Source organism: Streptomyces sp. NPDC032822 (assembly GCF_055578825.1).
Genome location: NZ_JBVIOL010000008.1, coordinates 449,622 through 475,498, shown reverse-complemented (window position 1 = coordinate 475,498; position 25,877 = coordinate 449,622). Strand labels below are relative to the sequence as shown.

Genomic DNA, 25,877 nt, shown 5'->3' with positions numbered 1-25,877 from the left:
CGGCTTCTTGAAACCGCCGGGGGCCACGGCGACTCGGCGGGAGAAGGCCGTGGGGCCGCTCCTGCCGCCGCCTCCCGGGGGCCGGGATGAGCCCGGGATGAAGAACTCCTCATCCTGGGGCGGTTCCTCGGCCGTCGGGTCAGCTGTCCAGCCCGATCGCGAACGCGGCCTCCAGGTCGTGCTGCGAGTACGTCCGGAACGCCACGTGCGTGTCCGTCCCCTCCACGCCGGGGATCTTGCTGATGCTGCCCGGGATGACCTCGGCCAGGTCCTCGTGCCGCTTCACCCGGACCATGGCGATCAGGTCGTACGTCCCGGTGACGGAGAAGACCTCGCTGACGCTCTCCAGCGCGGCGATCCGTTCCGCGATCTCGGGGATCCGGTCCACGCTGGTCTTGATGAGGACGATCGCGGTGATCACGGCTGGTTCTCTCCCTCGGGGGCCGGAGCTGGGGCGGCCCTCACTCTAGTAGTACGTCCGAAACGGACCCACGCGAAGGCCAGTCCCAGGCCGAAGCCCACCAGGTGGGCCAGATAGGCCACGCCGGGGCCCTGCCCGGCCTGTCCGGCGGCCAGCCACTGCAGGGCCGCCCAGAAGGGCAGGACCACCCAGGCGGGGAAGCGCAGCGGCAGGAAGAAGAGGAACGGCAGGAGACTGGTGACACGGGCGCCGGGGAACAGGTACAGGAACGCGCCGAGGATCGCCGAGATCGCCCCGGACGCGCCGACCAGGGACTGCTCGGAGTCGGCGTTGGCGGCGGCGTAGCCCAGCAGGGCGAGGTAGCCGCAGCTCAGGTAGAACAGAGTGAACTGGACGCGGCCCATCCGTTCCTCGGTCAGCACGCCGAAGACGTAGAGGAAGAGCATGTTGCCCAGCAGGTGGACCCAGCTGCCGTGTACGAAGAGGGCCGTGGCGGGGGTGAGTGCGGCCCGGGCCGAGCCCTCGAACAGTTCTGCGGGGACCACGCCCCAGCGGTGGAAGTAGGCCCGCTGCGCGGCGAGCAGCGCGTCGCCGGAGCCGTAGGCCGGATTCAGCCCCGACGCGGGGCCGGCCAGGAAGAGGAGACAGCACGCGGCGATCAGTCCGTAGGTCACCGGCGCCGACGGCCACCGCAGTGCCCCGACCGTTCGACCGGCCGTCCCGCTCCTTGTGCTGATCATGAACACAGAGCATGACGTAAGGGGACCGAACGGCGCAGACCGCCTCGCCGCGGTGGACGACGGAGCGGCGAGTCCCCGCCAGGCCGTAGGGTAACGAGCCACACGCCCCGGGTCCGCCCGGTGTGTCACAGGCGCGTAGGACACTAGAGAGAACAAGAAGGAAGGCGACCAGCCACGATGACGGTTCCCCTGCCGACTGCCTCGACGCGGTGGCGCTGCAGCCTCTGCGGCAACCTCACCCGCTTCGACGTGACCCGCTCGTCGAAGGTGGTCGAGTACATCCACCTCGATCTGGCCGGCGAGCCGAAGGTCGAGGAGCGCGACGTGGTCAGTGAGAGCATCGAGTCGGTGCGCTGTCGCTGGTGCAACGCGGTGGATCAGGTGGAACTCGTGGACAGGCCGGGCGCCGGCTCCTGACGGGAGCGGGCCCCGCACAGGCATTGGGGTGACGATGGTGGAGACCGATGGCGGGGAGCCGGGCGACGGCGCCGCCGAGGTGCTCGACCGTCCGCTGCCCGACGGTGTGCGCCGCCGGGTCGTACAGATCGTCTCCGACGGCTTCGGCGGTCTGACCATCGGCGAACTGCCCGCCCAGCTGCGGCAGTTCGCCCGGTTCGCGCCGAACCGGCGGGCCAAGTTCGCCGGCAACGCCATGGCGGCCGCCCTGGAGACCGACCCGCTGTTCCGGCAGCGGATCGGCGAGAAGTTCAGAGAGGCGCAGCCGGAGCTGTCCGGCGCCCTCGACTCCGGCGCACCGCCTCCGGCCGCGGACCCGCTCGACGTGGCGGCCGCGGCCTACGTACTGCGTCCCGCCGGCTGGGTGAAGCTCGTGACCGCGGCCGGCGAGGAGGCCCAGCGGGCCGACGCCGAGCGCGCCGACGAGGAGAGCCGGGCCGAGCTGGAGCGACTGCGCGAGGAGCTCGACCGGGCCCGTGAGCACCTCCGGGCCGAGACCGAGCGGCTGCGCACCGAGCTGGACGCGGCCAAGAAGGAAGCGGAGTCGCTGCACCGCAAACTGCGCGCGGCCCACAGTGACGTCAAGCGCGGTGAGGCCGCCCTGCGTAAGCTGCACAGCGAGATGGACACCGCCCGCGCGGAGGGGCACACCCAGCTGTCCGCCGCCGAGAGCGAGTCCCGGCGCCTGAAGACCCGCCTCGGCGAGGCCGAGGCGTCCCTGGAGGCCACCCGCAAGGCCGCCCGCGAGGGCCGCAGCGTCGAGGACATGCGGGTCCGGCTGCTCCTCGACACCCTGCTGGACGCGACCCAGGGGCTGCGCCGGGAGCTCGCGCTGCCTCCGGTGTCCGTGCGGCCGGCCGAGACCGTGGACGCGGTCGAACCGGGGCGGATGACCCCGAAGGACATCGCCGCGCGGGCGCTGTCCGAAAATGACCCCGCGATCCTCGACCAGCTCCTCGCGCTGCCGCAGGCCCACCTGGTCGTCGACGGCTACAACGTGACCAAGACCGGCTATCCCCAGATGCCCCTGGAGAAGCAGCGGTTGCGGCTGCTCGGGCAGCTCTCGCAGCTCGCCGCGCAGACCGGCGCCGAGGTGACCTGTGTCTTCGACGGGGCCGAGCTGGCCGCGCCGGTGCTCCTGGCGCCGCCGCGCGGGGTGCGGGTGCTGTTCTCCAAGCCGGGCGTCACCGCGGACGAGTTGATCCGTCAGCTGGTGCGCGCGGAGCCGCCGGGGCGCCCGGTCATCGTCGCCTCCACCGACCGCGAGGTCGCCGACGGGGTGGCCCGGACGGGGGCGCGCCCGGTGGCTTCCGCGATGCTTCTCAAGCGCCTGTCCTGAAAAGGCCAACGGAGAGGTTTAATGCCCGAATTGACGGGACTGTCACGCAACGTAGGGTCAATCGGGCGTCACTGCAGGTGAGTTGAGTGTAAAGAATGCAGGGTGTGACGAGATTTTTCGCGTGAGGATTTGAACTGATCACGGGAGGGTCACTAGGGTCTGGGCTCGAACCTCCGAGCGGGTGATCACTCAAAAGAAGGAGTTCACCTCCGTGGCGTCCCACCGTCGACCCAAGCAACCGAGTCGTGCACGTGTGACCGTGCTGACCACCGCAGCCGCCGCTGCGGTCGCCCTCAGCTCCCAGGCTGCCAATGCGGCGCCGAGCGAGAAGCCGAGCAAGGACGAGGTCAAGACCAAGGTCGACAAGCTCTACGAGGAGGCCGAACAGGCCACCGAGAAGTTCAACGGGGCGAAGGAGAAGCAGGAGAAGCTCCAGAAGGAGATCTCCACGATCCAGGACAACGTCGCCCGCGGCCAGGAGGAGCTCAACGAGCTCCGTGACTCCATAGGCCTGGCGGCAGCCGCCCAGTACCGCACGGGCAGCGTCGATCCCTCGGTCCAGCTGTTCCTGTCCGCCGACCCGGACGACTACCTGGACAAGGCGTCCGCGATGGACCAGCTGAGCGCTCAGCAGGTCGAGGCGCTGAAGAAGATCCAGGACAAGCAGCGCGAGCTCGCCCAGGACCGCTCCGAGGCCTCCGAGAAGCTCAAGGACCTCGCGAGCACCCGCACCGAACTGGGCAAGAAGAAGAAGGAAGTCCAGAGCAAGCTCGCCGAGGCGCGACAGGTCCTGAACACGCTGACGGCCGCCGAGAAGGCCGCCATCGCCGCCGAGGACGCCCGCGCCAGTCGTTCCTCCGCCAGCCGGGTGGACCTCGGCAACGCCACCGCCGGCTCCGGCCGGGCGATGGCCGCCTTCCAGGCCGCCCAGAGCCAGATCGGCAAGCCGTACGTCTACGGCGCCACCGGCACCGCCTCCTACGACTGCTCGGGTCTGACCTCCTGGGCCTACGCCCAGGCCGGCGTCTCCATCCCGCGCACCTCGCAGGCCCAGGCCAACGCCGGTACGCGCATCTCCTCCCAGAGCGACCTCAGGGTCGGCGACCTGGTCATCTTCTACGGCGACCAGCACCACGTCGGCTTCTACGCGGGCAACGGCCAGGTGCTGCACGCCCCGCGCAGCGGCGCGGTGGTCCGCTACGAGTCGATCAACAACATGCCGTACCAGTTCGGCGTCCGGATCTGATCCGCCGCTGATCCGGTTCACCACGGATCCGATCACGATCAGGATCGGGACGCCGCGCCGCCCGTTCGGGCGAATCCCGGCAACGTGAACTGACCCCGCGCCCCGCCCATGACCTGCGTCTAGGGCGGGGCGTCACTGTGTGTGCCCACGAAGGTCTTTGGTGGGGCCCCCTCCACGGGGCTACTGTCTGCCGCGTTTCCCTGTCCGCCAGCGGAAGGAGTGCGGCTTCCCGTGGGGTCCCATCGCCGACTTGCACCGTCCGGGTTCGACCGGGGCGCCAGTACAGCGCTCTGCGTCATGTCAGCCGCCGCCGCGGCGCTCGGCGTCCTCCCTGCCACTTCGGCCGTCGCCGCACCGCACGACAACACCCGCGCGGAGGTGGACCGCCTCTACGAAGAGGCCGAGCAGGCGACCGAGGCCTTCAACAAGGCCGACGAGCGCGCCGACGACCTGCGCGAGGAGGTCGCCACCGCGCAGGACGGGATCGCCCGCCAGCAGGAGCGCATCAACCGCATGCGGGAGACGCTCGGGTCGCTCGCCGGCGCCCAGTACCGCTCCGGCGGTCTCGACCCCTCCCTCGCGCTGCTGTTCTCCGACGACCCGGACGACTACCTCGCCAAGGCCGCCGTCCTCGACCGCATCACCTCGCACCAGGCGGGCGAGCTCAAGGACCTCCAGGAAGCCATGCGCGAACTCGCCCAGGAGCGCTCCGAGGCGAGCGGCAAACTCGGCGAACTGGAGAAGAGCCGCAAGGCCGTCGCCTCCCACAAGCGGACCGTCGAGAAGAAGCTCGCCAAGGCGCGCGAACTGCTCAACTCCCTGCCGTCCGACGAGCGCGACGCCTACGACCGGTCCTCCCGCTCCGGCCGCGAGGCCCTGCCCGACCTCGGCGACGCGGCCCCGGGGTCGCCCCGTGCGGCCGCCGCGATCGCCGCCGCCCGCTCCGCGCTCGGCAAGCCGTACGTCTGGGGCGCCAACGGCCCCTCCGGCTTCGACTGTTCGGGCCTGATGCAGTGGTCGTACGCGCAGGCCGGCGTCTCCCTCCCGCGCACCTCGCAGGGCCAGCGCTACGCCGGCCAACAGGTGCCGCTCTCCCAGGCGCGGCCCGGCGACCTGGTCACCTACCGGGCCGACGCCAGCCACGTGGCGATGTACATGGGCAACGGTCAGGTCATCCACGCGCCCTACCCGGGCGCGCCGGTGCGCTACGACCCGGTGGGCATGATCCCGGGCGCGACCGTCACGAGGGTCTGACCGGTCGGCCGCGGTCACCGTACGATCGGGAACGTGGCTGGTCGAGGGCGGGCGTCGGGACGCGGGGCCGTGGCGTTGTGCCTGCTGCTCGCAGGGCTGCTCGCCCTGCTGGCCGGCTGCGGCGGGAGGTCCGCCACCGACAGCGCGCGGGCCGATGTGCAGCGGGTCCTGGACCGGCGGGCGACCGCGGTCCTGGACCGCGACCGGGCGGCGTTCACCCGGACGGGCGCGCTGAGCTGGTTCGAGAACCTCACCGCCGTCCCGCTCGCCGACTGGTCCTACCGCCTCACCGCCCTGCACCGCACCGGTGACACCGCCACCGCCGAGGCGGAACTCGGCTACCGCGTCCAGGGCTACGACCGGGCCCCGGTCACCGTCGCCCGCACCCTGCGCCTGAGTCTGGACGCGGGCGGCCGGTGGTACGTGGACGCCGAGCGGCCCGCGGAGAAGTCCGCCGACCAGCTGTGGGACCAGGGCGAGGTGATGGCCGTCCGCGGTGCGCACAGCCTCGTCCTCGGGGTCGGACAGTCCGGGGAGGCCTTGCACTCCTACGCCGATCTCGCGGACCGCGCGGTACCGGCCGTGTCGGACGCCTGGGGCACCGACTGGCCCCGGCACGTCGTCGTGCTCGTACCGAGGTCGCTGGAGGGCATGGCGGGACTGCTGGCCTCGCCCGCCTCCTCCTACCGGGGGATCGCGGCGGTCACCACCGGCGAGACGGGCGCGCCGGCCCGGGCACCCGCGGACCGGATCATCGTCAACCCCGACGCGTACGGCGTCCTCGGCGCCGTCGGCAAGCAGGTCGTCCTCACCCACGAGACCACCCATGTCGCCACCCGCGCCCACACCACCCCCGCGACCCCCCTGTGGCTGTCCGAGGGGTACGCCGACTGGATCGGCTACCGCGGCAGCGGGCGTACGCCGGTGCAGGCCGCGCCCGAGCTGTGGGACGCCGTGACCGAGGGCAGGGTGCCGGCCGCGCTGCCGTCCGACCGGGACTTCGGCTTCAGCGGCGACGCGACCGGCCTGGCACGGGCCTACGAGAGCGGCTGGATGGCCTGCCGGATGATCGCCGAGCGCTGGGGCGAGGCGCGGCTCGGGGAGTTCTACCGGGCCGTGGGAACGCACGAGAAGCGGCCCGGGGCAGTCGAGGACGCGATGAAGAAGGTGCTCGACACGACACCGGGGGAGTTCACCGTGTGGTGGCGGGACTATCTGCGGGATCAGCTGGGCTGATCGGGCCGGGCCGCGTCCTCCTCGGTCAGCCGCGCGACGGCTTCCTTGAGCCACGCCCGCTCGGCCCGGCCGGTCGCCCGCGCCACCCGCAGCATGCCCTCCCGGAACAGGTCGCCGGACTCCTCCGCCCGGACCGGTCTGCCCTCCTCGTAGAAGAAGCTCACGGGCGTCTCCAGGAAGTCCAGCCGGCGGCGCAGCACCGCGGCCTGCTCCCCGCGGTCGGGCAGGTGCCGCAGGAACGCCAGGAGCGTGTTGAAGCGCACCTGGTCGCTGATCTCCACCGGCTTCGGGTGCCGCAGGCGCTCCAGCAGATCCGCCCGGCCCTCGTCGGTCAGGGACAGCGTCCGGCGCGGGACCGCGCTGGTGCCCGGCTCGGTGTGCTGGTCCAGTCGGCCCGCGGTCACCAGGCGGGTGATCGCCGGGTAGAGGGCGCCGTCGCTGACCGGGCGGACATGGCCGCTGAGCGCCTTGATGCGTTCCTTCAACTCGTAGCCGTGCAGCGGTTGTTCGGCCAGGAAGCCCAGGATCGACAGCTCCAGCACCGGTTCCTCCTTGCGGGTGTCGTGCCCGTATGTTACCTCTTATCGAGCTACCTCGTTTAGAGGTAGCTCGATAAGAGGGGGAACTCCGGTGAACGCCGACCGCAGGCAGCTCGTCTCGCTCGCCCATCCCGTCTACTTCGGGCTGCTGGCCTCGGTGGCCGCCGGAATCATCAACACCCTCTGGGTGGCCCGGCTCGGTGGCCCCGCCGTCGCCGCCGTCGCGGTGGCGACCAACACCGAGAACGTGCTGCTCGGTGTCGCCCTGGTCTTCGGATCCGGTACGACCGTGCTGGTCGCGCGGGCCAGGGGTGCCCGGGATCCGGGTGCGGTGCGGGCGGCGGTGCGCGGCGGCTGGGCGCTGTGCGCGCTGGTCACGCCGGTGGTCGTGGCGGGCGGGCTGCTGCTGCGGGAGCCGCTGTCCCGGCTGGTGCTGGGCGAGGGTGCCGCCCTGTCGCTCGCGGTGGCCTACCTCGCGATCTCTATGCCGGGCATCGCCGTCTTCTTCGCCCAGAACCTCGTCGACGGCATCCTCAAGGGCACCGGCGACACGAGGACCCCGATGCGGCTCGCCCTCCTCACCAACGGCCTGATCCTGGTCTGCGACCCGTTCCTCGTCCACCGCTACGGCGTCCGTGGCGCCGCCGTCTCCACCGTGCTGTGCCGGTCCCTGGCGCTGGGGGCGGGCCTGCTCGCCCTGCGCCGGAACACACTGCTGCGGGAGTGCGCGGGCACCCGGCCCACGGAGGGCACCCGCAGGGCGGCACGGCGGACGCTGCGGACCGGGCTGCCGATGTCCGCCGACTTCACCGTGCGGCAGACCGGGGCGCTCGCGCTGGTCGCGATCGTGGCCCGGCTCGGGGTGACGGCGGTCGCCGCCTACACGATCGCGTACAAGGTCATGTACGTCGCCACCATGGCCTTCTACGCCATTCGGCAGGCCGCCTCCATCCACACCGCGCACACCACGGGCGCCGGGCGGGACGCGCGCCGGGAGATCGGACGGCAGGCCGTGCTGCTGTCGGGGGCCGTGGGGCTGGCGGCGGCCGTCCTGCTGGCGGTGACGGCCCCCTGGATCATGACCGCCTTCGGCGCCGGGCCCGCCGTCGCCCACGACGGCACGCTGTTCCTGCGCTGCGTGGGCCCCTACCTGCTGCTGATGGCCTGCTTCATCGCGGTCGGCGGGGTCTTCGAGGGCAGCGGGGGAGCGCCGGCGCTGCTCCGGGTGACGGTGCTCGGCACGGCGGTCCAGCTGCCCCTGGCGTACGGCCTGACGGGCCTCGGGCTGCCGGGGGTGTGCCTGGCGCTGGCGGCGGCCATGGCGGTGCAGTGCGGGGCGGTGCCCTTCCTGCTGCGCGGGGCCCGGCGTCAGGAGGCCGACGTCTCCTTGGCGCGGGCGGCCTGATCGGGCACCTCGGCCGGGACGGGCCCCGGCACCGTGGCGCGCCACAGCGCACGGGCGCCGAGGACGGCCGCGACGACCAGCAGGCCGTTGCGGACGGCCAGCAGGGTGACGCCGAGCGGGGTGCTCGCCACGACGTCGCCGAACCAGAGCGGGAACTCCAGGACCGTCACGAAGCACGCCACCAGCACCAGGCCGGCCGGCACGCCCATCCGGCTGGCCCGGAAGCACAGACAGACCGCCGCCACCCCGACCAGCCACACCATGTACTGCGGGCTGATCACCCGGCTGGTCACGGTGAACATCAGCACCGCCACGAAGGCCGCGTCGGCCGCCGTGTGCGCCTCGAACCGGGTGGCCATCAGCCGCCACAGCAGCAGCCAGCCGAACGCCACGCCGGTCAGGCCCAGCGCGGCCGTGCTCACGTCCGACACCCACGGGCCGAGGAACTCGACCGAGCCGTAGTTCAGCAGCACCTGGCCGTCCCAGCCGTGGTGCCGGGCCACGTGGAAGACCAGCGAGCCCAGCGACTCCACCTCGGTGCCCCGGTCGCGCTGGAAGGTCAGGAAGGCGAAGGCGCCGGGCATCGTCACGGCGAACAGCGCGGCCAGCCCGGCGACGGTCCCCACCGCCCACGCCCAGGCGCCGCGCCCCCGGACCCCGAGGAGCACCAGCGCCGGCCAGACCTTCAGCATCGCCCCGAAGCCCGCGAGGGCACCCATCAGCCGTGGATGCCGGGCGCCCGCGAGGAGGGAGGCGACCGCGACCGCGGTGACCATCACGTCGTAGCGGGCGTAGACGGTGGGGCCGAGCAGCGGTACGCCGATCACCCACACCCACGCTCCCCGCAGCCGCCGTCCCGGACGCCGGCCCGCGTACAGCAGCAGCCCCAGCGCGACCAGGTCGGCGAGGAAGGCGAGGACGAAGAAGGCGGACGCGTAGTCCAGGAAGGGCAGCAGGCCGGGGGCGAGGATCGGGAGGGCCGCTGCGGGCGGGTACTGCCAGGTCACGTCGTCCAGCGGGAACGTGCCGGTGCGCAGCACGTCGTACCAGCCCTGGTAGATCACCGACACGTCACTGGTGACGTCCGGGCCCGGGAAGACGTACACCTTGAAGACGAAGAGCAACAGCAGCAGCCTGGTCACGCCCCAGGTCGGGAGCAGCCACGTCAGCGACCGCCGCGTACCCGTCGTCTCCACGTGATCCCCTGCCCGTTCGATTTCCGCAGACACAAAAGAGGGGAACATGATGTCGTCCCCTCCTGTGAGCGTGCCATAAACACCGCCGAGCCCCGCTGTGAGCAGGCGGTTCGATAGGGTCTGCGGCGATGCACAAGACCCTGATCGTCACGAACGACTTCCCGCCCCGGCCCGGTGGCATCCAGGCGTTCCTGCACAACATGGCGCTGCGGCTCGACCCGGAGCAGGTCGTCGTCTACGCCTCCACGTGGAAGCGCGGCCGGGAGGGCGCCGAGGCCACCGCCGCCTTCGACGCCGAGCAGCCCTTCACCGTCGTACGGGACGCGACGACCATGCTGCTGCCGACACCCGCGGTGACCCGGCGGGCCGCCCGGCTGCTGCGCGAGCACGGCTGCGGTTCGGTGTGGTTCGGGGCCGCGGCGCCGCTCGGGCTGATGGCGCCGGCGCTGCGGAAGGCGGGCGCCGAGCGGCTGGTGGCCACGACCCACGGGCACGAGGCCGGATGGGCCCAGCTGCCCGCCGCGCGGCAACTGCTGCGCCGGATCGGGGAGTCCACCGACACCCTCACCTACCTCGGCGAGTACACGCGCTCGCGGATCGCCGCCGCGCTGACCCCGGACGCGGCGTCCCGGATGGTCCAACTGCCGCCCGGCGTCGACGAGGGGACCTTCCATCCCGGCTCGGGCGGCGCCGAGGTCCGGGCGCGGCTCGGGCTGACCGAGCGGCCGGTGATCGTGTGCGTCTCGCGGCTGGTGCCGCGCAAGGGGCAGGACACGCTGATCCTGGCGATGCCCAGGATCCTGGCCGTCGAGCCGGACGCCGTGCTGCTGGTCGTGGGCGGCGGCCCGTACGAGAGGGAACTGCGCAAGCTGGCGCGGGAGACCCGGGTCGCCGACTCCGTCCGCTTCACCGGCGCGGTGCCCTGGCCGGAGCTGCCCGCGCACTACGGCGCCGGTGACGTGTTCGCCATGCCCTGCCGGACCCGGCGCGGCGGGCTCGACGTCGAGGGGCTCGGGATCGTCTACCTGGAGGCCTCCGCGACCGGGCTGCCCGTCGTCGCCGGCGACTCCGGAGGCGCCCCGGACGCCGTCCTCGACGGGGAGACCGGCTGGGTCGTGCGGGGCGGCTCGGCCGAGGAGGCCGCCGACCGGATCCTCGTCCTGCTCCAGGACGCCGAGCTGCGGCGCGACATGGGGGAGCGCGGCCGGGCCTGGGTCGAGGAGAAGTGGCGCTGGGACCTGCTGGCGGAGAAACTCAAAACGCTGCTCTGAACCGGGCGGTAGGTCTGGTCTGAACCGAGAAATCCGCACATGCTGCGCACATGACAGCAAAACTGATGCAGCGTCAGCTGACGAGACGTCACATATTGGGCATGGTGGCCCTGCAGACCGCCGCCGCGTCCGGTCTCACCCGCATCGGTCTCCAGACGGCCACGGGCGCCGAGCCCGCCGCCGTCGACAACGCCCCCGCCATCGTGGTCGGTTCGGGCTACGGCGGTGCCGTCGCCGCGCTCCGGCTCGGCCAGGCGGGCATCCGCACCCTCGTCCTCGAAATGGGCCGGGCCTGGAACACCCCCGGCTCGGACGGCAAGATCTTCTGCAACACCGCCAACCCCGACCAGCGCTCCATGTGGTTCAGGACCCGCACCGAGGCGCCGCTCGCCACCTTCCTGTGGCTGGACGTCGTCAACAAGGACATCAGCCCCTACCCCGGAGTCCTGGACCGACTGCACTTCGCCGACATGTCCGTCTTCGTGGGCCGCGGGGTCGGCGGCGGCTCCCTGGTCAACGGCTCGATGGCGGTCACCCCGCTCCAGTCCTACTTCGCCGAACAGTTCCCGACCGTCGACACCACCGAGATGTACAGCACGTACTTCCCGCGTGCCCGCACCATGCTCGGCGTCAACAGCGTCGACCCCGCCTGGTTCGAGTCGACCGAGTGGTACCGGTTCAGCCGGATCTCCCGGAAGCACGCCGCCAACACCGGCCTGAAGACCACGTTCGTACCCAGCGTCTACGACTTCGGCTACATGCAGCGCGAGGCCGCCGGCACCGCCACCAAGTCCGCCCTCGGCCAGGAGGTCATCTACGGCAACAACCACGGCAAGAAGAGCCTCGACAAGACCTACCTCGCCGCCGCGCTCGGCACCGGGAACGTCACCATCCAGACCATGGAGCGGGTGCGGACCGTCAGCCGGGCCGCCGACGGGACGTACGTCCTGACCACCGACCGCATCGACACCACCGGCACGGTCGTCGAGACCAAGCAGTACGGCTGCACGTACCTCTTCCTCGGCGGCGGCAGCGTCGGCACCACCGAACTCCTCGTCCGCGCCCGGGAGACGGGCGCCCTGCCCGCCCTCGACGCGAGCGTCGGCGCCGGCTGGGGCACCAACGGAAACGTGATGCTCGGCCGCGCCAACCACCTGTGGGACACCGTCGGGGCCAACCAGTCGACCATGCCGGTCATGGGCATCGACGACTGGGCCAACACCGCCAATCCCGTCTTCGCGGAGATCGCCCCGCTGCCGACGGGCCTGGAGCACTGGGTCAGCCTCTATCTGGCGATCACCAAGAACCCCTCCCGCGCCACGTTCTCCTACGACAGCGGTACCGGAGGCGTGAAACTCGGCTGGACCGCCGCCCACAGCGCGGTCTCCGTCGCCATGGCCAAGAAGCTGTTCGACCGGATCAACGCGGCCAACTCGACCATCTACCGCTACGACCTGTTCGGCTCCTCCAACAAGGTCTTCGCCGACAACTTCACGTACCACCCGCTGGGCGGCTGCGTGCTGGGGAAGGCGACCGACAACTACGGCCGGGTGAAGGGGTATTCGAAGCTGTACGTCACCGACGGCTCGCTCGTGCCCGGCTCCATCGGCGTGAACCCGTTCGTGACGATCACCGCGCTCGCCGAACGCACGATGGCGCGGGTCCTCGCCGAGGACACCGCGCCATGAGGCTTCGTGGGAAGGGGGACCGCTACTTCTGGTAGATGGCCTCGATCTCGGACGCGTAGTCCTTCGCCACCACATTGCGCTTGAGCTTCAGGGACGGCGTGAGGTGGCCCGACTCCTCCGTGAACTGGGAGGACAGAATGCGGAACTTCCGCACCGATTCCGCCTTCGACACCGCGGCGTTGCCGTCGTCGATTGCCGACTGGACGGCGGCCAGCAGGTCCGCGTCCTCACGCAGCGACGCCGCGGTGGCACCCGCCGGCTTGCCGTGCTCGGCGGCCCAGCGGCCCAGGAACTCGTCGTCGACGGTGATCAGCGCGCCCACGAAGGGCCGCCCGTCGCCGACCACCATGCACTCCGCGACCAGCGCGTGCGCGCGGATCCGGTCCTCGATCACGGCCGGGGCGACGTTCTTGCCGCCCGCGGTGACGATGATCTCCTTCTTACGGCCGGTGATCCGGAGATAGCCGTCCTCGTCGAGGGTGCCGATGTCACCGGTGTGGAACCAGCCGTCGGCCAGCGCCTCGGCGGTCGCGCCCGGGTTGTTCCAGTACTCCTTGAACAGGTGCTCGCCGTGCAGCAGCACCTCGCCGTCGTCCGCGATCCGGACCACCGAGCCGGGCAGCGGCTGGCCGACCGTGCCGATCTTCTGCCGGTCCCAGGGGTTGAACGCGGTCGCGGCACAGGACTCGGTCAGGCCGTAGCCCTCCAGGACCGTGAAGCCGATACCGCGGAAGAAGTGCCCGAGGCGCTCGCCCAGCGGGGCGCCGCCGGAGATCGCGTACTCGCCCTTGCCGCCGAGGACCGCGCGCAGCTTGCTGTAGACGAGCTTGTCGAAGGTCCGGTGTTTGATCTTCAGACCGAGGGACGGGCCCGAGGGCGTGTCCAGCGCCTTGCTGTACGCGATCGCGGTGTCCGCGGCCTTGTCGAAGATCTTGCCCTTGCCGTCCGCCTGCGCCTTGGCGCGCGCCGAGTTGTAGACCTTCTCGAAGACGCGCGGCACACCGAGGATCAGCGTCGGCCGGAACGCGGCCAGCTCGTCGGTGAGGTCCTTGATGTCCGGGACGGTGCCCAGCTTGATCGGCGCCATCATCGGCGCGATCTGCACCAGCCGGCCGAAGACGTGCGCGAGCGGCAGGAAGAGCAGCACCGAGCACTCGCCCGTACGGAACAGGGGGCGCAGCCGCTCCACGATGTTCCCGCACTCGGCGAAGAAACTGCGGTGGGTCAGCACACAGCCCTTGGGCCGGCCCGTGGTGCCGCTCGTGTACACGATGGTCGCCGGGTCGTCGGCCCTGGAGAGCGAGCTGCGCTCCTCGACCGTCTCGTCGGCGACGTCCTGGCCGAGGCGCCCCAGCTCGTCCACGCCACCGGCGTCGATCTGCCAGATGTGCTTGAGGGCGGGCAGGGAGTCACGCACCGACTCGACGGCGGCCGTGTGGCCGTCGAGCTCGACGATGCAGGCGGTGGCGCCCGAGTCGCCGAGGATCCACTGGACCTGCTCCGGCGAGCTGGTCTCGTACACCGGCACGGTGACCGCGCCCGCGCTCCAGATCGCGAAGTCGAGGAGCGTCCACTCGTACCGCGTGCGGGACATCAGGGCGACCCGGTCGCCGGGCTCGACGCCGGCGGCGATGAGCCCCTTGGCAGCCGCGTGCACCTCGGCCTGGAAGGCGGTCGCCGTGACGTCCTGCCAGGCACCGCCGACCTTGCGGGCGATCACGGCGACATCAGGATGCTGCGCGGCGTTTCTCCGGACGATGTCGGTGAGATTGCCGTCCGCAGGGACCTCGTACAAAGCCGGAAGGCTGAACTCGCGCAAGACTGCTGCTCCTCATAGGGCGCCGGCGCCACGACGTTGTGTGATGCGACGGTGCGGTCCACGGCTCGGGCAGGTGCTCAGAGCTTCCCCTCCGGGCCGTGGGGCCCGGTGGTTGAAATCCTGAGCACGACTGGACCGACCGGACGTTACCCGCCGGTATGGCCTCTACGACAGGGGGTCCCGGCGAGATGTTCGCCGCGTCACACAGATGGGGTTTCCTTTGCCGCACAGTAGTCCACCTACTAATTGACTGGCCAGTAACCGGGCGTGCGGTCGCCACTGTTCACGTATGCCGCACACGCTTACCCTTGATCGTCATGGCACCCACACCAGTCGGTAACCGGAGGACACGCGTTCACGTGGTCAGTGACGTGCACGGCAACGCCCGTGCCCTGGCCGCGGCCGGAGAGGGCGCGGACGCCCTGATCTGCCTGGGTGACCTCGTCCTCTTCCTCGACTACCACGACCACGCGCGCGGCATCTTCCCCGACCTCTTCGGCGTGGAGAACGCCGACCGCATCGTCGAACTGCGCACCGCCCGCCGCTTCGAGGAGGCACGCGAGTTCGGCGCCCGGCTGTGGGCGGGGGTCGGCGAGAGGCGGGCCGACGTGATCGAGCAGGCGGTCCGCAAGCAGTACGCCGAGCTGTTCGCGGCGTTCCCGTCCCCGACGTACGCGACCTACGGCAATGTCGACATGCCTGCCCTGTGGCCGGAGTACGCCGGACCCGGCACGACCGTGCTGGACGGCGAGCGCGTCGAGATCGGCGGCCGGGTCTTCGGCTTCGTCGGCGGCGGCCTCAGGACCCCGATGCGCACGCCGTACGAGATCAGCGACGAGGAGTACGCGGCCAAGATCGAGGCGGTCGGCGAGGTCGACGTCCTGTGCACACACATCCCGCCGGAGGTGCCCGAGCTGGTCTACGACACCGTCGCGCGCCGCTTCGAGCGGGGCAGCCCGGCACTCCTGGACGCGATCCGCCGTACCCGCCCCCGGTACGCGCTGTTCGGCCACGTCCACCAGCCACTGGTCCGGCGGATGCGGATCGGCGCGACCGAGTGCGTCAACGTGGGGCACTTCGCGGGCACGGGCCGGCCCTGGGCGCTGGAATGGTGAGCGGTTCCCGGTGAAGTCGGCCGGTCGCCTGCGCGGTAGCCTTCACGCTGCACACACGTGCGCAGGGTTGTGCACGGCGGCACTCCCTACCGGCCCGCACCTGGAGGAGCCACGGCGATGGCGGAACACACCAGTTCGAGCATCACGATCGAGGCGGCACCGGCCGACGTCATGGCGGTGATCGCCGACTTCGCCCGCTACCCGGACTGGACCGGAGAGGTGAAGGAGGCCGAGGTCCTGGCGACCGACGGCCAGGGGCGCGCCGAACAGGTCCGCCTGGTCATGGACGCCGGGGCGATCAAGGACGACCAGGTCCTCGGCTACACCTGGACCGGCGCCAACGAGGTCTCCTGGACCCTGGTGAAGTCCCAGATGCTGCGCTCCCTCGACGGCTCGTACCTCCTCAAGCCGGCGGGCTCCGGCGCGACCGAGGTGACGTACCTGCTCACCGTCGACGTCAAGATCCCGATGCTCGGCATGATCAAGCGCAAGGCGGAGAAGGTCATCATCGACCGGGCGCTGGCCGGGCTGAAGAAGCGGGTGGAGTCGGGCGAGAAGTAGGCACCGGCACCGGACAGGCGCGGGTGCGGTCGTAGGAGCGGGCGGGGGAGCCGGGGCCGGGCGCCGCTCCCCGCCGCGGCGAGGAGCGCCGGTACGCGGAGGTAGCGTTCACCTCCATGCGCACCATCCTGATCACGGGCCCCGGCGGCAGCGGTCGTACGACGGTCGCCGCCGCCACCGCACTCGCCGCCGCCCGGGCGGGCACCCGCACCCTCGTCCTCAGTGCCGACCGCGCCGACACCCTCGGCGCGGTGCTCTCCACCCCGACCGGCCCCGCGCCGGTGCGGGTCGCTGAGAACCTCACCGCGTGGCGCCCCGACGCCACCGCCGGATTCCGTGACGACCTGGCCGCCTTCCAGGACCGCGCCTCCTCCGTCCTCGACCTGCTCGGCGCCTCCCGCCTGGACCCCGAAGAGGTCACGCCCCTCCCCGGCGCCGAGGAGCTCACCCTGCTGCGCGCGCTGCGGGACGCGGCCCTCGCCGAGGCACACGACCTGCTCGTCGTCGACCTGCCGCCCATCCCGCAGACCCTCGCCCTGCTCGCCCTCCCCGAGGAACTGCGCCGCTATCTGCGCCGCCTGCTCCCGCCCGAACGCCAGGCGGCCCGCGCCCTGCGCCCGGTCCTCGGCCGGCTGGCCGGCATCCCGATGCCGGCGCAGTGGCTGTACGAGACCGCCGCCCGCTGGGACGTCGAACTCGCCGCCGTCGACGCGGTCCTCGCCGACCGGAACACCGTCGTACGGCTGGTCGCCGAGCCCTCCCCGGCCGGCGCCGACGCCGTCCGCACCGCCGGCCTCGGCCTGGCCCTGCGCGGCCTGCGCCCCGACGTCCTGGTCGCGAACCGGGTCCTGCCGGAGGCCGCCGGGGACGGCTGGCTCGCCGGGTCCGTCGCCCAGCAGCGCAAGACCCTCGCGGAGTGGCAGGAGTCCCACGACGTCCGGGCGCTCGCCCACCTCGGCCGGGACCCGCGCGGCGCCGACGACCTGTCCGCCCTCGCCGCCCCCGGGGCCGGGACCGGTGCCGTCACCGTCGAGTGGTCCGTCACCGACGAGCAGCCCGACGCCGACGGCGGCCGGGTCTACGTCTGGCACATCCCGCTGCCGGGCGCGATACGCGACGAACTGGACCTGATCCGGCGCGGCGACGAACTCGTCGTCAGCGTGGGCCCGTTCCGCCGGATCGTCCCGCTGCCGTCCGTCCTGCGCCGCTGCTCCGTCGACGGCGCCGCCCTGCGGGAGGGCGAGCTGCGGATCCGGTTCGTGCCCGACCCGGATCTCTGGCCGCAGACCCGGTGAACCGTGTACGCCCGTTCGGGTAACGTCGTAGGGACGAACCGTAGTCAGGAGTCCGTCATGAGCGAAGAGCTCCCCCCGTCCGACCCCGCCGGGCGCGAGGCTGTCGACGAGGTGCGGGCGACCGACGCCGACGCGTGGGCGACGGCGTGCGCCGAGGACCTCGCGGCCGAGAAGGCCCGCCGCCACGCGGAGTACGGCCGGCCTCCGGTCTCCGCCGCCGAAGAACTGCGCAAGCTCGTGGACACCGTCACGGACAAGCTGTCCGGCCTCCAGTCGCCGCTGCTCGGCGCGGTCGCCGGACCCGCCGCCCAGCAGGTGGTCAAGCAGGTCGTGCAGCAGGCCAGGGCGGCCGTCGAACCGGTCATCGAGCGCAACCCGGACGTCTTCGACCACCTGGCCGCCGCGGGCGGCGAACTGCTCGCCGCCTACCGCTCGGCCGTCGAGGCCCAGGAACAGCGCTGGACGACCCGCCAGGCCGGTCCGCACGACCCGGACGGCCACCGCGGCGACCGGGGAGACGAGCCCGGTCCCGGTGAACGCATCGACTTGGACTGATGCCCCCCTCGGGTACGGTTGGCCGTAGCGGGGCTCGACCGAAACTGAGGGATTCATGGGACTCACCATCGGCGTCGATATCGGCGGCACGAAGATCGCGGCCGGTGTGGTCGACGAGGAAGGCAACATCCTCTCGACGCACAAGGTGCCGACCCCGGGCACGCCCGAGGGCATCGTGGACGCGATCTCCTCGGCCGTGGAGGGCGCGCGTGCCGGGCACGAGATCGTCGGCGTGGGCATCGGAGCCGCCGGCTACGTCAACCGCCAGCGCTCCACGGTGTACTTCGCGCCGAACATCGACTGGCGCCAGGAGCCGCTGAAGGAGAAGGTCGAGGCCCGCGTCGGCCTTCCGGTCGTCGTCGAGAACGACGCCAACGCGGCCGCATGGGGCGAGTACAAGTTCGGCGCCGGCAAGGGCCACCGCAACGTCATCTGCATCACGCTCGGCACCGGCCTGGGCGGCGGCATCATCATCGGCAACAAGCTGCGCCGCGGCCACTTCGGCGTGGCCGCCGAGTTCGGCCACATCCGCATGGTCCCCGACGGACTGCTGTGCGGCTGCGGCAGCCAGGGCTGCTGGGAGCAGTACGCCTCCGGCCGCGCCCTCGTGAGATACGCCAAGCAGCGCGCCAACGCCACCCCCGAGAACGCCGACATCCTGCTCGGCCTCGGCGACGGTACCCCCGAGGGCATCGAGGGCAAGCACATCTCCATGGCCGCCCGTCAGGGCGACCTGGTCGCCGTCGACTCCTACCGCGAACTCGCCCGCTGGGCCGGCGCCGGTCTCGCGGACCTGGCCTCCCTCTTCGACCCCTCCGCCTTCATCGTCGGCGGCGGTCTCTCGGACGAGGGCGAGCTGGTCCTGGACCCGATCCGCAAGTCCTACAAGCGCTGGCTGGTGGGCGGCAACTGGCGCCCGGTCGCGGACGTCATCGCCGCCCAACTCGGCAACAAGGCGGGCCTGGTCGGAGCGGCGGACCTGGCGCGGGAGCCCGACCCGATCATGTAAGCGGGCGGCGACCGGGCCCACCTGGGGGCGCGGGCTGTATAAACATGCGGCTTTGCCGCGTGGGCGCGACAGGCCACGACGAACCGTCGGTCGCGCACAGCCTCGCGCCCCGAGTCATCGGGCGGCCACACCCCGCTCCCGGCGTAAATTGACCCCATGCCGACGCCCTCCCCGCTCCCCGATTCCCGTACCGAGCCCGACGGTTCCGCCGTCATCCGCGTCCTGAGCTACAACATCCGCTCGATGCGCGACGACACCGACGCCCTCGCCCGCGTCATCACCGCCTGCGCCCCGGATCTGGTCCTCGTCCAGGAAGCCCCCCGCTTCTTCCGCTGGCGCAAGAAGCTCGCCCGCCTCGCCGCCGCGTCCGGCCAGGTGGTCCTCTCCGGCGGCGGCACGGCGGCGGGACCCGCCCTGCTCTGTTCCATGAGGGCCACCGTCGAACGCACCGAGGACGTGCTGCTGCCCCTCACCCCCGGCCGGCACCGCCGCGGCTTCGCCACCGCGGTCGTCCGCTTCGCCCGCGCCCGCGTCGGCGTCCTCAGCTGCCACCTCTCCCTCCAGAAGGACGAGAGGTACGAGCAGTCCGGCATGCTCCTCGACCGGCTCGCCGGGATGGGGGTGGAGCACGCCGTCGCGGGCGGCGACCTGAACGAGCGGCCCGGCGGACGCGCCTTCGGCCGGCTCGCCGAGGGCCTCCAGGACTGCCGTACCGCCGCTCCCTGGGGCGGTGAGCACACCTGGACGCGCACCACCCCCCATCAGCGCATCGACGCGCTCTTCGCCACGAAGGGCGTCGAGGTGCTCGGCTGCGGGGTGCCGCTGGACCATCCCGGGGTGACGGAGACAGACCTGAGGGCGGCCACGGACCATCTCCCCGTCCTGGCCGCCCTCAGAGTCCCCGCGAGCTAGACGACGGCTCCCCGCCCCGGGTCGTCGCCGTCCTCGTCGTCCGTCCGCATCCGCATCACCAGGGTGGCGAAGCCGCCCAGGAAGCCGCCGATGCCGAGCGTGGCGAGCCACCAGGTCATCTCCCAGCCGAGCAGCACGGCCAGCAGGAGCAGGACCGGCCCGCCGAGCAGCCCCAGCCAGGCGAACTTCGCGGTGGGGTCGGCGGCGGGCAGCGGCGGCGGCTCCGGCGGGACGAAGTGGCCCTCGTCGTCGTCCTCGTCCTCGTCGAGGCTCTCCTCGACCGGCTCGGACACGCTGTAGTCCCGGGGGCCGACGCCGGGGGCGAAGGCGACGGAGCCGCCCAGCGGCTTCGCGGGCTTCTCCTCCGTGACCTCCTTGACCTCCGTGGCGCCTCTGGTCTCCTTGGGGCCGCCGTCGTCGGTCTCGTTGGTGTCGGACTCCAGCAGCGCCAGATCCTCTACCGACTTGAAGGGCTTGGCGCCCGGCGGGTCCTTCGGCTCGTCGCCGTACCCGGCGACGATGGCCGCCCAGGCGGCCTCCTCGTCGAACGGGACGTTCTGCTCGCTCGGCTCGCGGTCCTCGCGCTCCTCACGGTCCTCGCGATCGGAGTCGTGCTCAGCCACGTGCGGCCGTCCCTTCCTTGCCGATGTTGGGGGCGAGGCGGCCGATGAACGCGTAGCTCTCCTCGAAGATCCGGTCCGCCTCGTGGTCCAACGTCGCGACGTGGTAGCTCTGTTCCAGCACGATCTCCTGTACGTCCGTGGACGAGACCCGGCTCAGCACGCGCGCGGAGTCCGCGGCCGGCACCACATGGTCCTGGGTGCTGCGCAGCACCAGCAACGGCTGGGTGACCTGCGGAAGTTCGCCGTCGACCAACTGGAAGAACCGCCGCAGGGAATGCGCGGCGTGCAGCGGAACCCGGTCGTACCCGAGTTCGACGCTGCCCTCCTTGGCGATGTCGCTGGCGATCCCCTTGGTGGAGGGGACCAGATGGCGGACCACCGGAAGGGCGTGCGCGGCCACGCCGTGCACCTTGTTGGCGGGGTTGACGGTCACCACTCCGCTGACCGCGTCACCGTGCTTCGCCGCCAGCCGCAGTGCGAGCGCGCCGCCCATCGACAGGCCGAAGACGAACACCTGCGCGCACCGCTCGCGCAGGGCGCGCAGCTCGCGGTCGACCTCGGCGTACCAGTCCTGCCAGCCGGTGAGCTGCATGTCCTCCCAGCGTGTGCCGTGGCCGGGCAGCAGCGGCAGCGAGACGGTCAGACCGCGCTCGGCCAGAAACTCCGCCCACGGGCGCAGCGACTGGGGCGAACCGGTGAAGCCGTGGCAGAGGAGGACCCCCGCTTCCCCGCCCTCATGGCGGAACGGCTCGGCTCCAGGGAGGACCGGCACCTTCGGTCTCCTGTTCATGAGAAGGGCGTGAACGAGTCCAGGTGTCCTTCACCGTACGCGACCGCACTGACACCGACCAGGGCCGTCGGGCTCTTTGACAGTGCTCCGGGTTAAGGTCTGAGCGACAGACACAGGAGGCACTCGGTTGTTGTACGGCACGATGAAGGTCGCCATCGGAGGGCCACTGAAGGTCGCCTTCAGGCCCTGGGTGGAGGGCCTTGAGAACATTCCGGCCGAGGGCGCCGCCATCCTGGCGAGCAACCACCTGTCGTTCTCCGACTCGTTCTTCCTGCCCGCGGTCCTTGACCGCAAGGTCACCTTCATCGCGAAGGCCGAGTACTTCACCACGCCCGGAGTGAAGGGCCGGATGACGGCCGCCTTCTTCAAGGGCGTCGGCCAGCTCCCGGTGGACCGCTCCGGCGGGCGCGGCGCGGGCGAGGCGGCCGTGAAGAGCGGTATCGACGTGCTGGAGCGCGGGGAGCTGTTCGGGATCTACCCGGAGGGCACCCGTTCGCCCGACGGCCGCCTCTACCGGGGCAAGCCCGGCGGCCTCGCGCGCGTGGCGCTCGCCAGCGGCGCGCCGGTCGTCCCGGTCGCCATGATCGACACGGAGAAGATCCAGCCGCCCGGAAAGGTGATGCCCAAGCTGATGCGCCCGGGCATCCGCATCGGCGCACCGCTGGACTTCAGCCGCTACCAGGGCATGGAGCACGACCGGTTCGTGCTGCGCGCGGTGACCGACGAGGTCATGTACGAGATCATGAAGCTTTCCGGCCAGGAGTACGTCGACATCTACGCGACCGCCGCCAAGCGGCAGATCGCGGACGCGGCGAAGGCCGACAAGGAAGCGGAGAAGGCGGCCAGGGCCGCGCTGGCGCAGGCCGTCAAGGAACAGGCCGAGAAAGAGAAGGCCGAGAAAGCCGAGAAGGCCGCGAGGGAAGCAGCCGACGCGGCCGGCAAGGACAGAGCGGAGTCCTAGCCCGGGAGGTCCGGGCCGGGGGTGGTGGTGGGGGAGATGCCGAAACGCGAGCGGGTCATGAGGATGTCGGTCGAGCTGCCGCTGTGGCGTGCGCTCGCCGGCTACCGGGTGCTCACCATGCTGTACGCGGTCGCGTTCTTCGCCACCGCCTACGACGGTTTCGACCGCCCCTGGATCGCCGTCGCGTACTACTGCGTCCTGTTCGTCTGGACCCTGGCCACCCTGCCCAAGGTCGCCAACGCGGCCAGCTGCACCAAGCGCTTCCTCGCCGCCGACCTCACCATCGCGCTCACCGGCATCCTGCTCACCCCCCTCGCCGACGCCCACGAACGCATCCAGTCGGGCGGCCCGACGCTGCCGTCGATATGGACCGCGGGCTCCGTGCTGGCCTTCGCCATCAAGGGCGGCTGGCGCTGGGCGGCGGTCGCCTCCTCCGCGGTCGCGGTCGCCAACATCGTCGAGCGCGGCACCCCGGCCCGCGACACCATCCACAACGTGATCCTCGTCTGGGTCGCCTCCATCGCCATCGGCTACGTCGTCGAGGTCGCCCGCGCCTCCGAGCGCACCCTCGCCCGCGCCCTGGAGATCGAGGCCGCCACGAGGGAGCGGGAGCGGCTCGCCCGGGACATCCACGACGGCGTGCTCCAGGTGCTGGCGATGGTGCAGCGGCGCGGTGCGGTCCTCGGCGGCGAGGCGGCCGAGCTGGGCCGGATGGCGGGCGAGCAGGAGGTCGCGCTGCGCACGCTGGTCTCCGGTGGCCTGGTGCCCGTCTCCCACGCGTCGGAGAACGCGGCCGAGGGAGCCGTCGTACGGGCGGTCGAGGAGCCGGACGACGACGGCGCCCCCGTCGACCTGCGGGCGCTGCTCGCCCCGTACGCGGCGGCGCGGGTCAACCTCGCCGAACCGGGCGCCCCGGTGCCGCTGCCCCCGGCGGCGGCACGCGAACTGGCCGCCGCGGTCGGCGCCGCCCTGGACAACGTCCGCGAGCACGCCGGGGAGGACGCGCGCGCCTGGATCCTCGTCGAGGACGAGCCGGGTGAGGTGATCGTGACCGTCCGGGACGACGGCCCGGGCATCCCCGAGGGCCGGCTGGCACAGGCCGAGGGCGAGGGCCGGCTGGGGGTGGCCCTGTCGATCCGGGGCCGGCTGCGCGAGCTCGGGGGGAGCGCCGAACTGATCTCGGTGCCGGGCCAGGGCACGGAAGTGGAACTGAAGGTACCGAAGGAGCCGAAGAGAACGCGCTCTTCACGGGGGAAGGCGGAGAAGTGATGACGGACAGCGGCGAGGGAAAGCCGGGCCCGATCAGGGTCATGGTGGTCGACGACCACCCGATGTGGCGGGACGCGGTCGCCCGCGACCTGGGCGAGTCGGGCTTCGACGTGGTCGCCACCGCGGGGGACGGTGAGCAGGCCGTGCGGCGCGCCCAGGCCGTCACCCCCGATGTGCTGGTGCTCGACCTGAACCTGCCGGCCAAGCCCGGTGTCCAGGTCTGCAAGGAACTCGTCGGCGCCAACCCGGCGTTGCGTGTCCTGGTGCTGTCCGCGAGCGGGGAGCACGCCGACGTCCTGGAGGCGGTGAAGTCGGGCGCGACCGGCTATCTGCTGAAGTCGGCCTCGACGGACGAACTGGTGGACGCGGTCCGCCGTACGGCCGTCGGCGACCCGGTCTTCACCCCCGGCCTGGCCGGGCTCGTCCTCGGCGAGTACCGGCGGCTGGCCGCGGAGCCGGTGCCCGCCCCGGACACCGGCCGGCCGGGGGCGCCGCAGCTCACCGACCGCGAGACCGAGGTGCTGCGGCTGGTCGCCAAGGGGCTGAGCTACAAGCAGATCGCCGAACGCCTGGTCATCTCCCACCGCACGGTCCAGAACCATGTGCAGAACACCCTCGGCAAGCTCCAGCTGCACAACAGGGTCGAGCTGGTGCGGTACGCGATAGAGCGCGGTCTCGACGACGAGTAGACCGCCGGCCGGGTAGATCAACTCCCGGACCTTTCAATGGAATTGTCACTCCCGCCCATCCCTGTGTGACCTGGATCACTACTAGCGTGATCCCATCAGGCAACCGCGGCGAAGGGAACACTTCCATGCGCGTCGGAGTACTGACCGGAGGCGGCGACTGCCCCGGGCTCAACGCCGTCATCCGGGGCATCGTCCGCAAGGGCGTGCAGGAGTACGGCTACGACTTCGTCGGCTTCCGGGACGGCTGGCGAGGGCCCCTCGAAGGTGCGACGGTACGGCTCGACATCCCCGCGGTGCGCGGCATCCTGCCCCGCGGCGGCACCATCCTCGGTTCCTCGCGCACCAACCCCCTCCAGCAGGAGGACGGCATCCGCCGGATCAAGGAGAACCTCGCCCGGCTGGACGTCGGCGCCCTCATCGCGATCGGCGGCGAGGACACCCTCGGCGTCGCCGCCCGGCTGTCCGACGCGTATGACGTGCCCTGCGTCGGCGTACCCAAGACCATCGACAACGACCTGTCCGGCACCGACTACACCTTCGGTTTCGACACCGCCGTCGGCATCGCCACGGAGGCGATCGACCGGCTGCACACCACCGCCGAGTCGCACATGCGGGTCCTGGTCTGCGAGGTGATGGGCCGGCACGCCGGCTGGATCGCCATCCACTCCGGCCTGGCGGGCGGCGCCAACGTCATCCTCATCCCCGAGCGCCGCTTCGACATCGAACAGGTATGCGCCTGGGTGACCTCACGCTTCAAGGCGTCGTACGCCCCCATCGTGGTCGTCGCCGAGGGCGCCATGCCCAAGGACGGCGACGTGGTCCTCAAGGACGGCACACTCGACTCCTTCGGCCATGTGCGGCTGTCCGGCGTGGGCGAGTGGCTGGCCAAGGAGATCGAGAAGCGCACCGGCAAGGAGGCACGGACCACGGTCCTCGGCCACATCCAGCGCGGCGGTACCCCGAGCGCCTTCGACCGCTGGCTCGCGACCCGCTTCGGCCTGCACGCCATCGAGGCCGTCCACGACCGCGACTTCGGCAAGATGGTCGCCCTGCGCGGCACCGACATCGTCCGCGTCCCGATCGCCGAGGCCACCGCCCAGCTGAAGACGGTCGATCCGGAGCTGTACGAGGAGGTGGGGGTCTTCTTCGGCTAGTCCCCGGCCGGCTTCCGCCGAACCGGCGCACCTGGACCATGGGCCGTAGGGTCGGCCCATGGTCCCGTTCCTCCCCAGACGCAGTGGAACGGGAGGAGCGGTGGAGATCCTCGCCGTCGGTGTGCAGGCGGACGAGAGGCCCCTGATCGAGAGGGCTTTCGAGGGCCACCACGAGGTCCGCTGCCCGGACGTCTCCGTGAACGGGGACACCGCCCCCTCGTGGCCGGCTGCCAGGCGATCTCCATCAGCGTCAACGCCCGACCTCGGCCCACGTGTCCCGGAGGCCCTCGCGGCCGGCGGCACCCGGCCGAGGATGCCGTCGGCCAGCTCGTCG

25 protein-coding genes and 1 pseudogene are annotated in these 25,877 nt (G+C 71.7%); 19 read left to right on the top strand and 7 right to left on the bottom strand.

The window, feature by feature from the left end; genetic code table 11:
- Positions 1–139: 139 nt before the first annotated feature.
- Complete coding sequence (locus ACZ5VD_RS25050; RefSeq protein WP_468549358.1) at positions 140–421, bottom strand: Lrp/AsnC family transcriptional regulator; 282 nt, start codon at positions 419–421, stop codon at positions 140–142.
- Positions 418–1,161, bottom strand: a complete 744-nt coding sequence (locus tag ACZ5VD_RS25045; protein WP_468549359.1) for a rhomboid family intramembrane serine protease — start codon at positions 1,159–1,161, stop codon at positions 418–420. The genes ACZ5VD_RS25050 and ACZ5VD_RS25045 overlap by 4 nt, the downstream gene beginning before the upstream one ends.
- A 177-nt stretch (positions 1,162–1,338) precedes the next feature.
- On the opposite strand from ACZ5VD_RS25045, the gene ACZ5VD_RS25040 reads away from it, so the two are divergent.
- The 5 genes from ACZ5VD_RS25040 to ACZ5VD_RS25020 all read left to right on the top strand — a co-directional run bounded on the left by ACZ5VD_RS25040 (position 1,339) and on the right by ACZ5VD_RS25020 (position 6,692).
- The gene (locus tag ACZ5VD_RS25040; protein WP_468549360.1) at positions 1,339–1,578 is read left to right on the top strand and encodes a hypothetical protein; all 240 of its coding nucleotides are present in this window, start codon (positions 1,339–1,341) and stop codon (positions 1,576–1,578) included.
- 34 nt (positions 1,579–1,612) lie between these two features.
- The gene (locus ACZ5VD_RS25035; RefSeq protein ID WP_468549361.1) at positions 1,613–2,956 is read left to right on the top strand and encodes an NYN domain-containing protein; all 1,344 of its coding nucleotides are present in this window, start codon (positions 1,613–1,615) and stop codon (positions 2,954–2,956) included.
- Between the two features lie 211 nt (positions 2,957–3,167).
- Positions 3,168–4,202, top strand: coding sequence for a C40 family peptidase (locus tag ACZ5VD_RS25030; RefSeq protein WP_468549362.1), 1,035 nt, complete (start codon positions 3,168–3,170; stop codon positions 4,200–4,202).
- A gap of 231 nt (positions 4,203–4,433) precedes the next feature.
- The gene (locus tag ACZ5VD_RS25025) at positions 4,434–5,456 is read left to right on the top strand and encodes a C40 family peptidase (RefSeq protein ID WP_468549363.1); all 1,023 of its coding nucleotides are present in this window, start codon (positions 4,434–4,436) and stop codon (positions 5,454–5,456) included.
- Positions 5,457–5,489: 33 nt separating this feature from the next.
- Positions 5,490–6,692, top strand: a complete 1,203-nt coding sequence (locus ACZ5VD_RS25020) for a hypothetical protein (protein ID WP_468683334.1) — start codon at positions 5,490–5,492, stop codon at positions 6,690–6,692.
- On the opposite strand, the gene ACZ5VD_RS25015 is transcribed toward ACZ5VD_RS25020, so the two are convergent.
- On the bottom strand, positions 6,680–7,234 hold the full coding sequence (locus ACZ5VD_RS25015) for a PadR family transcriptional regulator (protein WP_468683332.1): 555 nt from the start codon (positions 7,232–7,234) through the stop codon (positions 6,680–6,682). The two genes, ACZ5VD_RS25020 and ACZ5VD_RS25015, sit on opposite strands and share 13 nt — an antisense overlap.
- An 88-nt stretch (positions 7,235–7,322) precedes the next feature.
- Between ACZ5VD_RS25015 and ACZ5VD_RS25010 the strand changes: the two genes are divergently transcribed.
- On the top strand, positions 7,323–8,636 hold the full coding sequence (locus ACZ5VD_RS25010) for an MATE family efflux transporter (protein WP_468683331.1): 1,314 nt from the start codon (positions 7,323–7,325) through the stop codon (positions 8,634–8,636).
- Here the strand turns inward: ACZ5VD_RS25010 and ACZ5VD_RS25005 are convergent.
- The gene (locus ACZ5VD_RS25005) at positions 8,600–9,832 is read right to left on the bottom strand and encodes a glycosyltransferase 87 family protein (protein WP_468683329.1); all 1,233 of its coding nucleotides are present in this window, start codon (positions 9,830–9,832) and stop codon (positions 8,600–8,602) included. The two genes, ACZ5VD_RS25010 and ACZ5VD_RS25005, sit on opposite strands and share 37 nt — an antisense overlap.
- A 128-nt stretch (positions 9,833–9,960) precedes the next feature.
- On the opposite strand from ACZ5VD_RS25005, the gene ACZ5VD_RS25000 reads away from it, so the two are divergent.
- Both ACZ5VD_RS25000 and ACZ5VD_RS24995 read left to right on the top strand, forming a co-directional pair.
- Positions 9,961–11,103 (top strand): glycosyltransferase family 4 protein, encoded by a 1,143-nt coding sequence (locus tag ACZ5VD_RS25000; protein ID WP_468683328.1) that lies wholly within the window; start codon positions 9,961–9,963, stop codon positions 11,101–11,103.
- A gap of 50 nt (positions 11,104–11,153) precedes the next feature.
- Positions 11,154–12,791 (top strand): GMC oxidoreductase, encoded by a 1,638-nt coding sequence (locus tag ACZ5VD_RS24995; RefSeq protein ID WP_468683326.1) that lies wholly within the window; start codon positions 11,154–11,156, stop codon positions 12,789–12,791.
- A gap of 22 nt (positions 12,792–12,813) precedes the next feature.
- Here ACZ5VD_RS24995 and ACZ5VD_RS24990 read toward each other — a convergent pair whose 3' ends face one another.
- Positions 12,814–14,610, bottom strand: coding sequence for an AMP-dependent synthetase/ligase (locus ACZ5VD_RS24990; protein WP_468549370.1), 1,797 nt, complete (start codon positions 14,608–14,610; stop codon positions 12,814–12,816).
- 359 nt (positions 14,611–14,969) lie between these two features.
- Between ACZ5VD_RS24990 and ACZ5VD_RS24985 the strand changes: the two genes are divergently transcribed.
- The 6 genes from ACZ5VD_RS24985 to ACZ5VD_RS24960 all read left to right on the top strand — a co-directional run bounded on the left by ACZ5VD_RS24985 (position 14,970) and on the right by ACZ5VD_RS24960 (position 20,057).
- A complete protein-coding gene (locus tag ACZ5VD_RS24985) occupies positions 14,970–15,725 on the top strand; it encodes a metallophosphoesterase family protein (protein ID WP_468683324.1) in 756 nt (251 codons plus the stop codon).
- A 117-nt stretch (positions 15,726–15,842) separates the two neighbouring features.
- Positions 15,843–16,286: an SRPBCC family protein gene (locus ACZ5VD_RS24980; RefSeq protein WP_468549372.1), complete on the top strand. Its 444-nt coding sequence runs from the start codon at positions 15,843–15,845 to the stop codon at positions 16,284–16,286.
- Positions 16,287–16,402: 116 nt separating this feature from the next.
- On the top strand, positions 16,403–17,581 hold the full coding sequence (locus ACZ5VD_RS24975; RefSeq protein WP_468549373.1) for an ArsA family ATPase: 1,179 nt from the start codon (positions 16,403–16,405) through the stop codon (positions 17,579–17,581).
- A gap of 57 nt (positions 17,582–17,638) precedes the next feature.
- Positions 17,639–18,136, top strand: coding sequence for a DUF5304 domain-containing protein (locus ACZ5VD_RS24970; protein ID WP_468549374.1), 498 nt, complete (start codon positions 17,639–17,641; stop codon positions 18,134–18,136).
- A 55-nt stretch (positions 18,137–18,191) separates the two neighbouring features.
- Positions 18,192–19,145, top strand: coding sequence for an ROK family glucokinase (locus tag ACZ5VD_RS24965; RefSeq protein WP_468549375.1), 954 nt, complete (start codon positions 18,192–18,194; stop codon positions 19,143–19,145).
- A gap of 156 nt (positions 19,146–19,301) precedes the next feature.
- Positions 19,302–20,057, top strand: a complete 756-nt coding sequence (locus ACZ5VD_RS24960; protein ID WP_468549376.1) for an endonuclease/exonuclease/phosphatase family protein — start codon at positions 19,302–19,304, stop codon at positions 20,055–20,057.
- On the opposite strand, the gene ACZ5VD_RS24955 is transcribed toward ACZ5VD_RS24960, so the two are convergent.
- Positions 20,054–20,680 (bottom strand): hypothetical protein, encoded by a 627-nt coding sequence (locus ACZ5VD_RS24955; protein ID WP_468683323.1) that lies wholly within the window; start codon positions 20,678–20,680, stop codon positions 20,054–20,056. The genes ACZ5VD_RS24960 and ACZ5VD_RS24955 overlap by 4 nt on opposite strands.
- Positions 20,673–21,452 (bottom strand): alpha/beta hydrolase, encoded by a 780-nt coding sequence (locus ACZ5VD_RS24950; RefSeq protein ID WP_468683362.1) that lies wholly within the window; start codon positions 21,450–21,452, stop codon positions 20,673–20,675. Before ACZ5VD_RS24950 ends, ACZ5VD_RS24955 begins: the two co-directional genes overlap by 8 nt.
- 160 nt (positions 21,453–21,612) lie before the next feature.
- On the opposite strand from ACZ5VD_RS24950, the gene ACZ5VD_RS24945 reads away from it, so the two are divergent.
- The 5 genes and pseudogenes from ACZ5VD_RS24945 to ACZ5VD_RS24925 all read left to right on the top strand — a co-directional run.
- Positions 21,613–22,431, top strand: a complete 819-nt coding sequence (locus ACZ5VD_RS24945; protein ID WP_468549605.1) for a lysophospholipid acyltransferase family protein — start codon at positions 21,613–21,615, stop codon at positions 22,429–22,431.
- Positions 22,432–22,467: 36 nt separating this feature from the next.
- A complete protein-coding gene (gene macS / locus ACZ5VD_RS24940; RefSeq protein WP_468683321.1) occupies positions 22,468–23,700 on the top strand; it encodes a MacS family sensor histidine kinase in 1,233 nt (410 codons plus the stop codon).
- Positions 23,700–24,389, top strand: coding sequence for a response regulator (locus tag ACZ5VD_RS24935; protein ID WP_468549379.1), 690 nt, complete (start codon positions 23,700–23,702; stop codon positions 24,387–24,389). Before macS ends, ACZ5VD_RS24935 begins: the two co-directional genes overlap by 1 nt.
- Before the next feature lie 125 nt (positions 24,390–24,514).
- Positions 24,515–25,543, top strand: a complete 1,029-nt coding sequence (locus ACZ5VD_RS24930) for a 6-phosphofructokinase (protein ID WP_468549380.1) — start codon at positions 24,515–24,517, stop codon at positions 25,541–25,543.
- Between the two features lie 100 nt (positions 25,544–25,643).
- Positions 25,644–25,850, top strand: a pseudogene (locus tag ACZ5VD_RS24925) (2-hydroxyacid dehydrogenase); the annotation flags it as partial.
- Between the last annotated feature and the right edge of the window lie 27 nt (positions 25,851–25,877).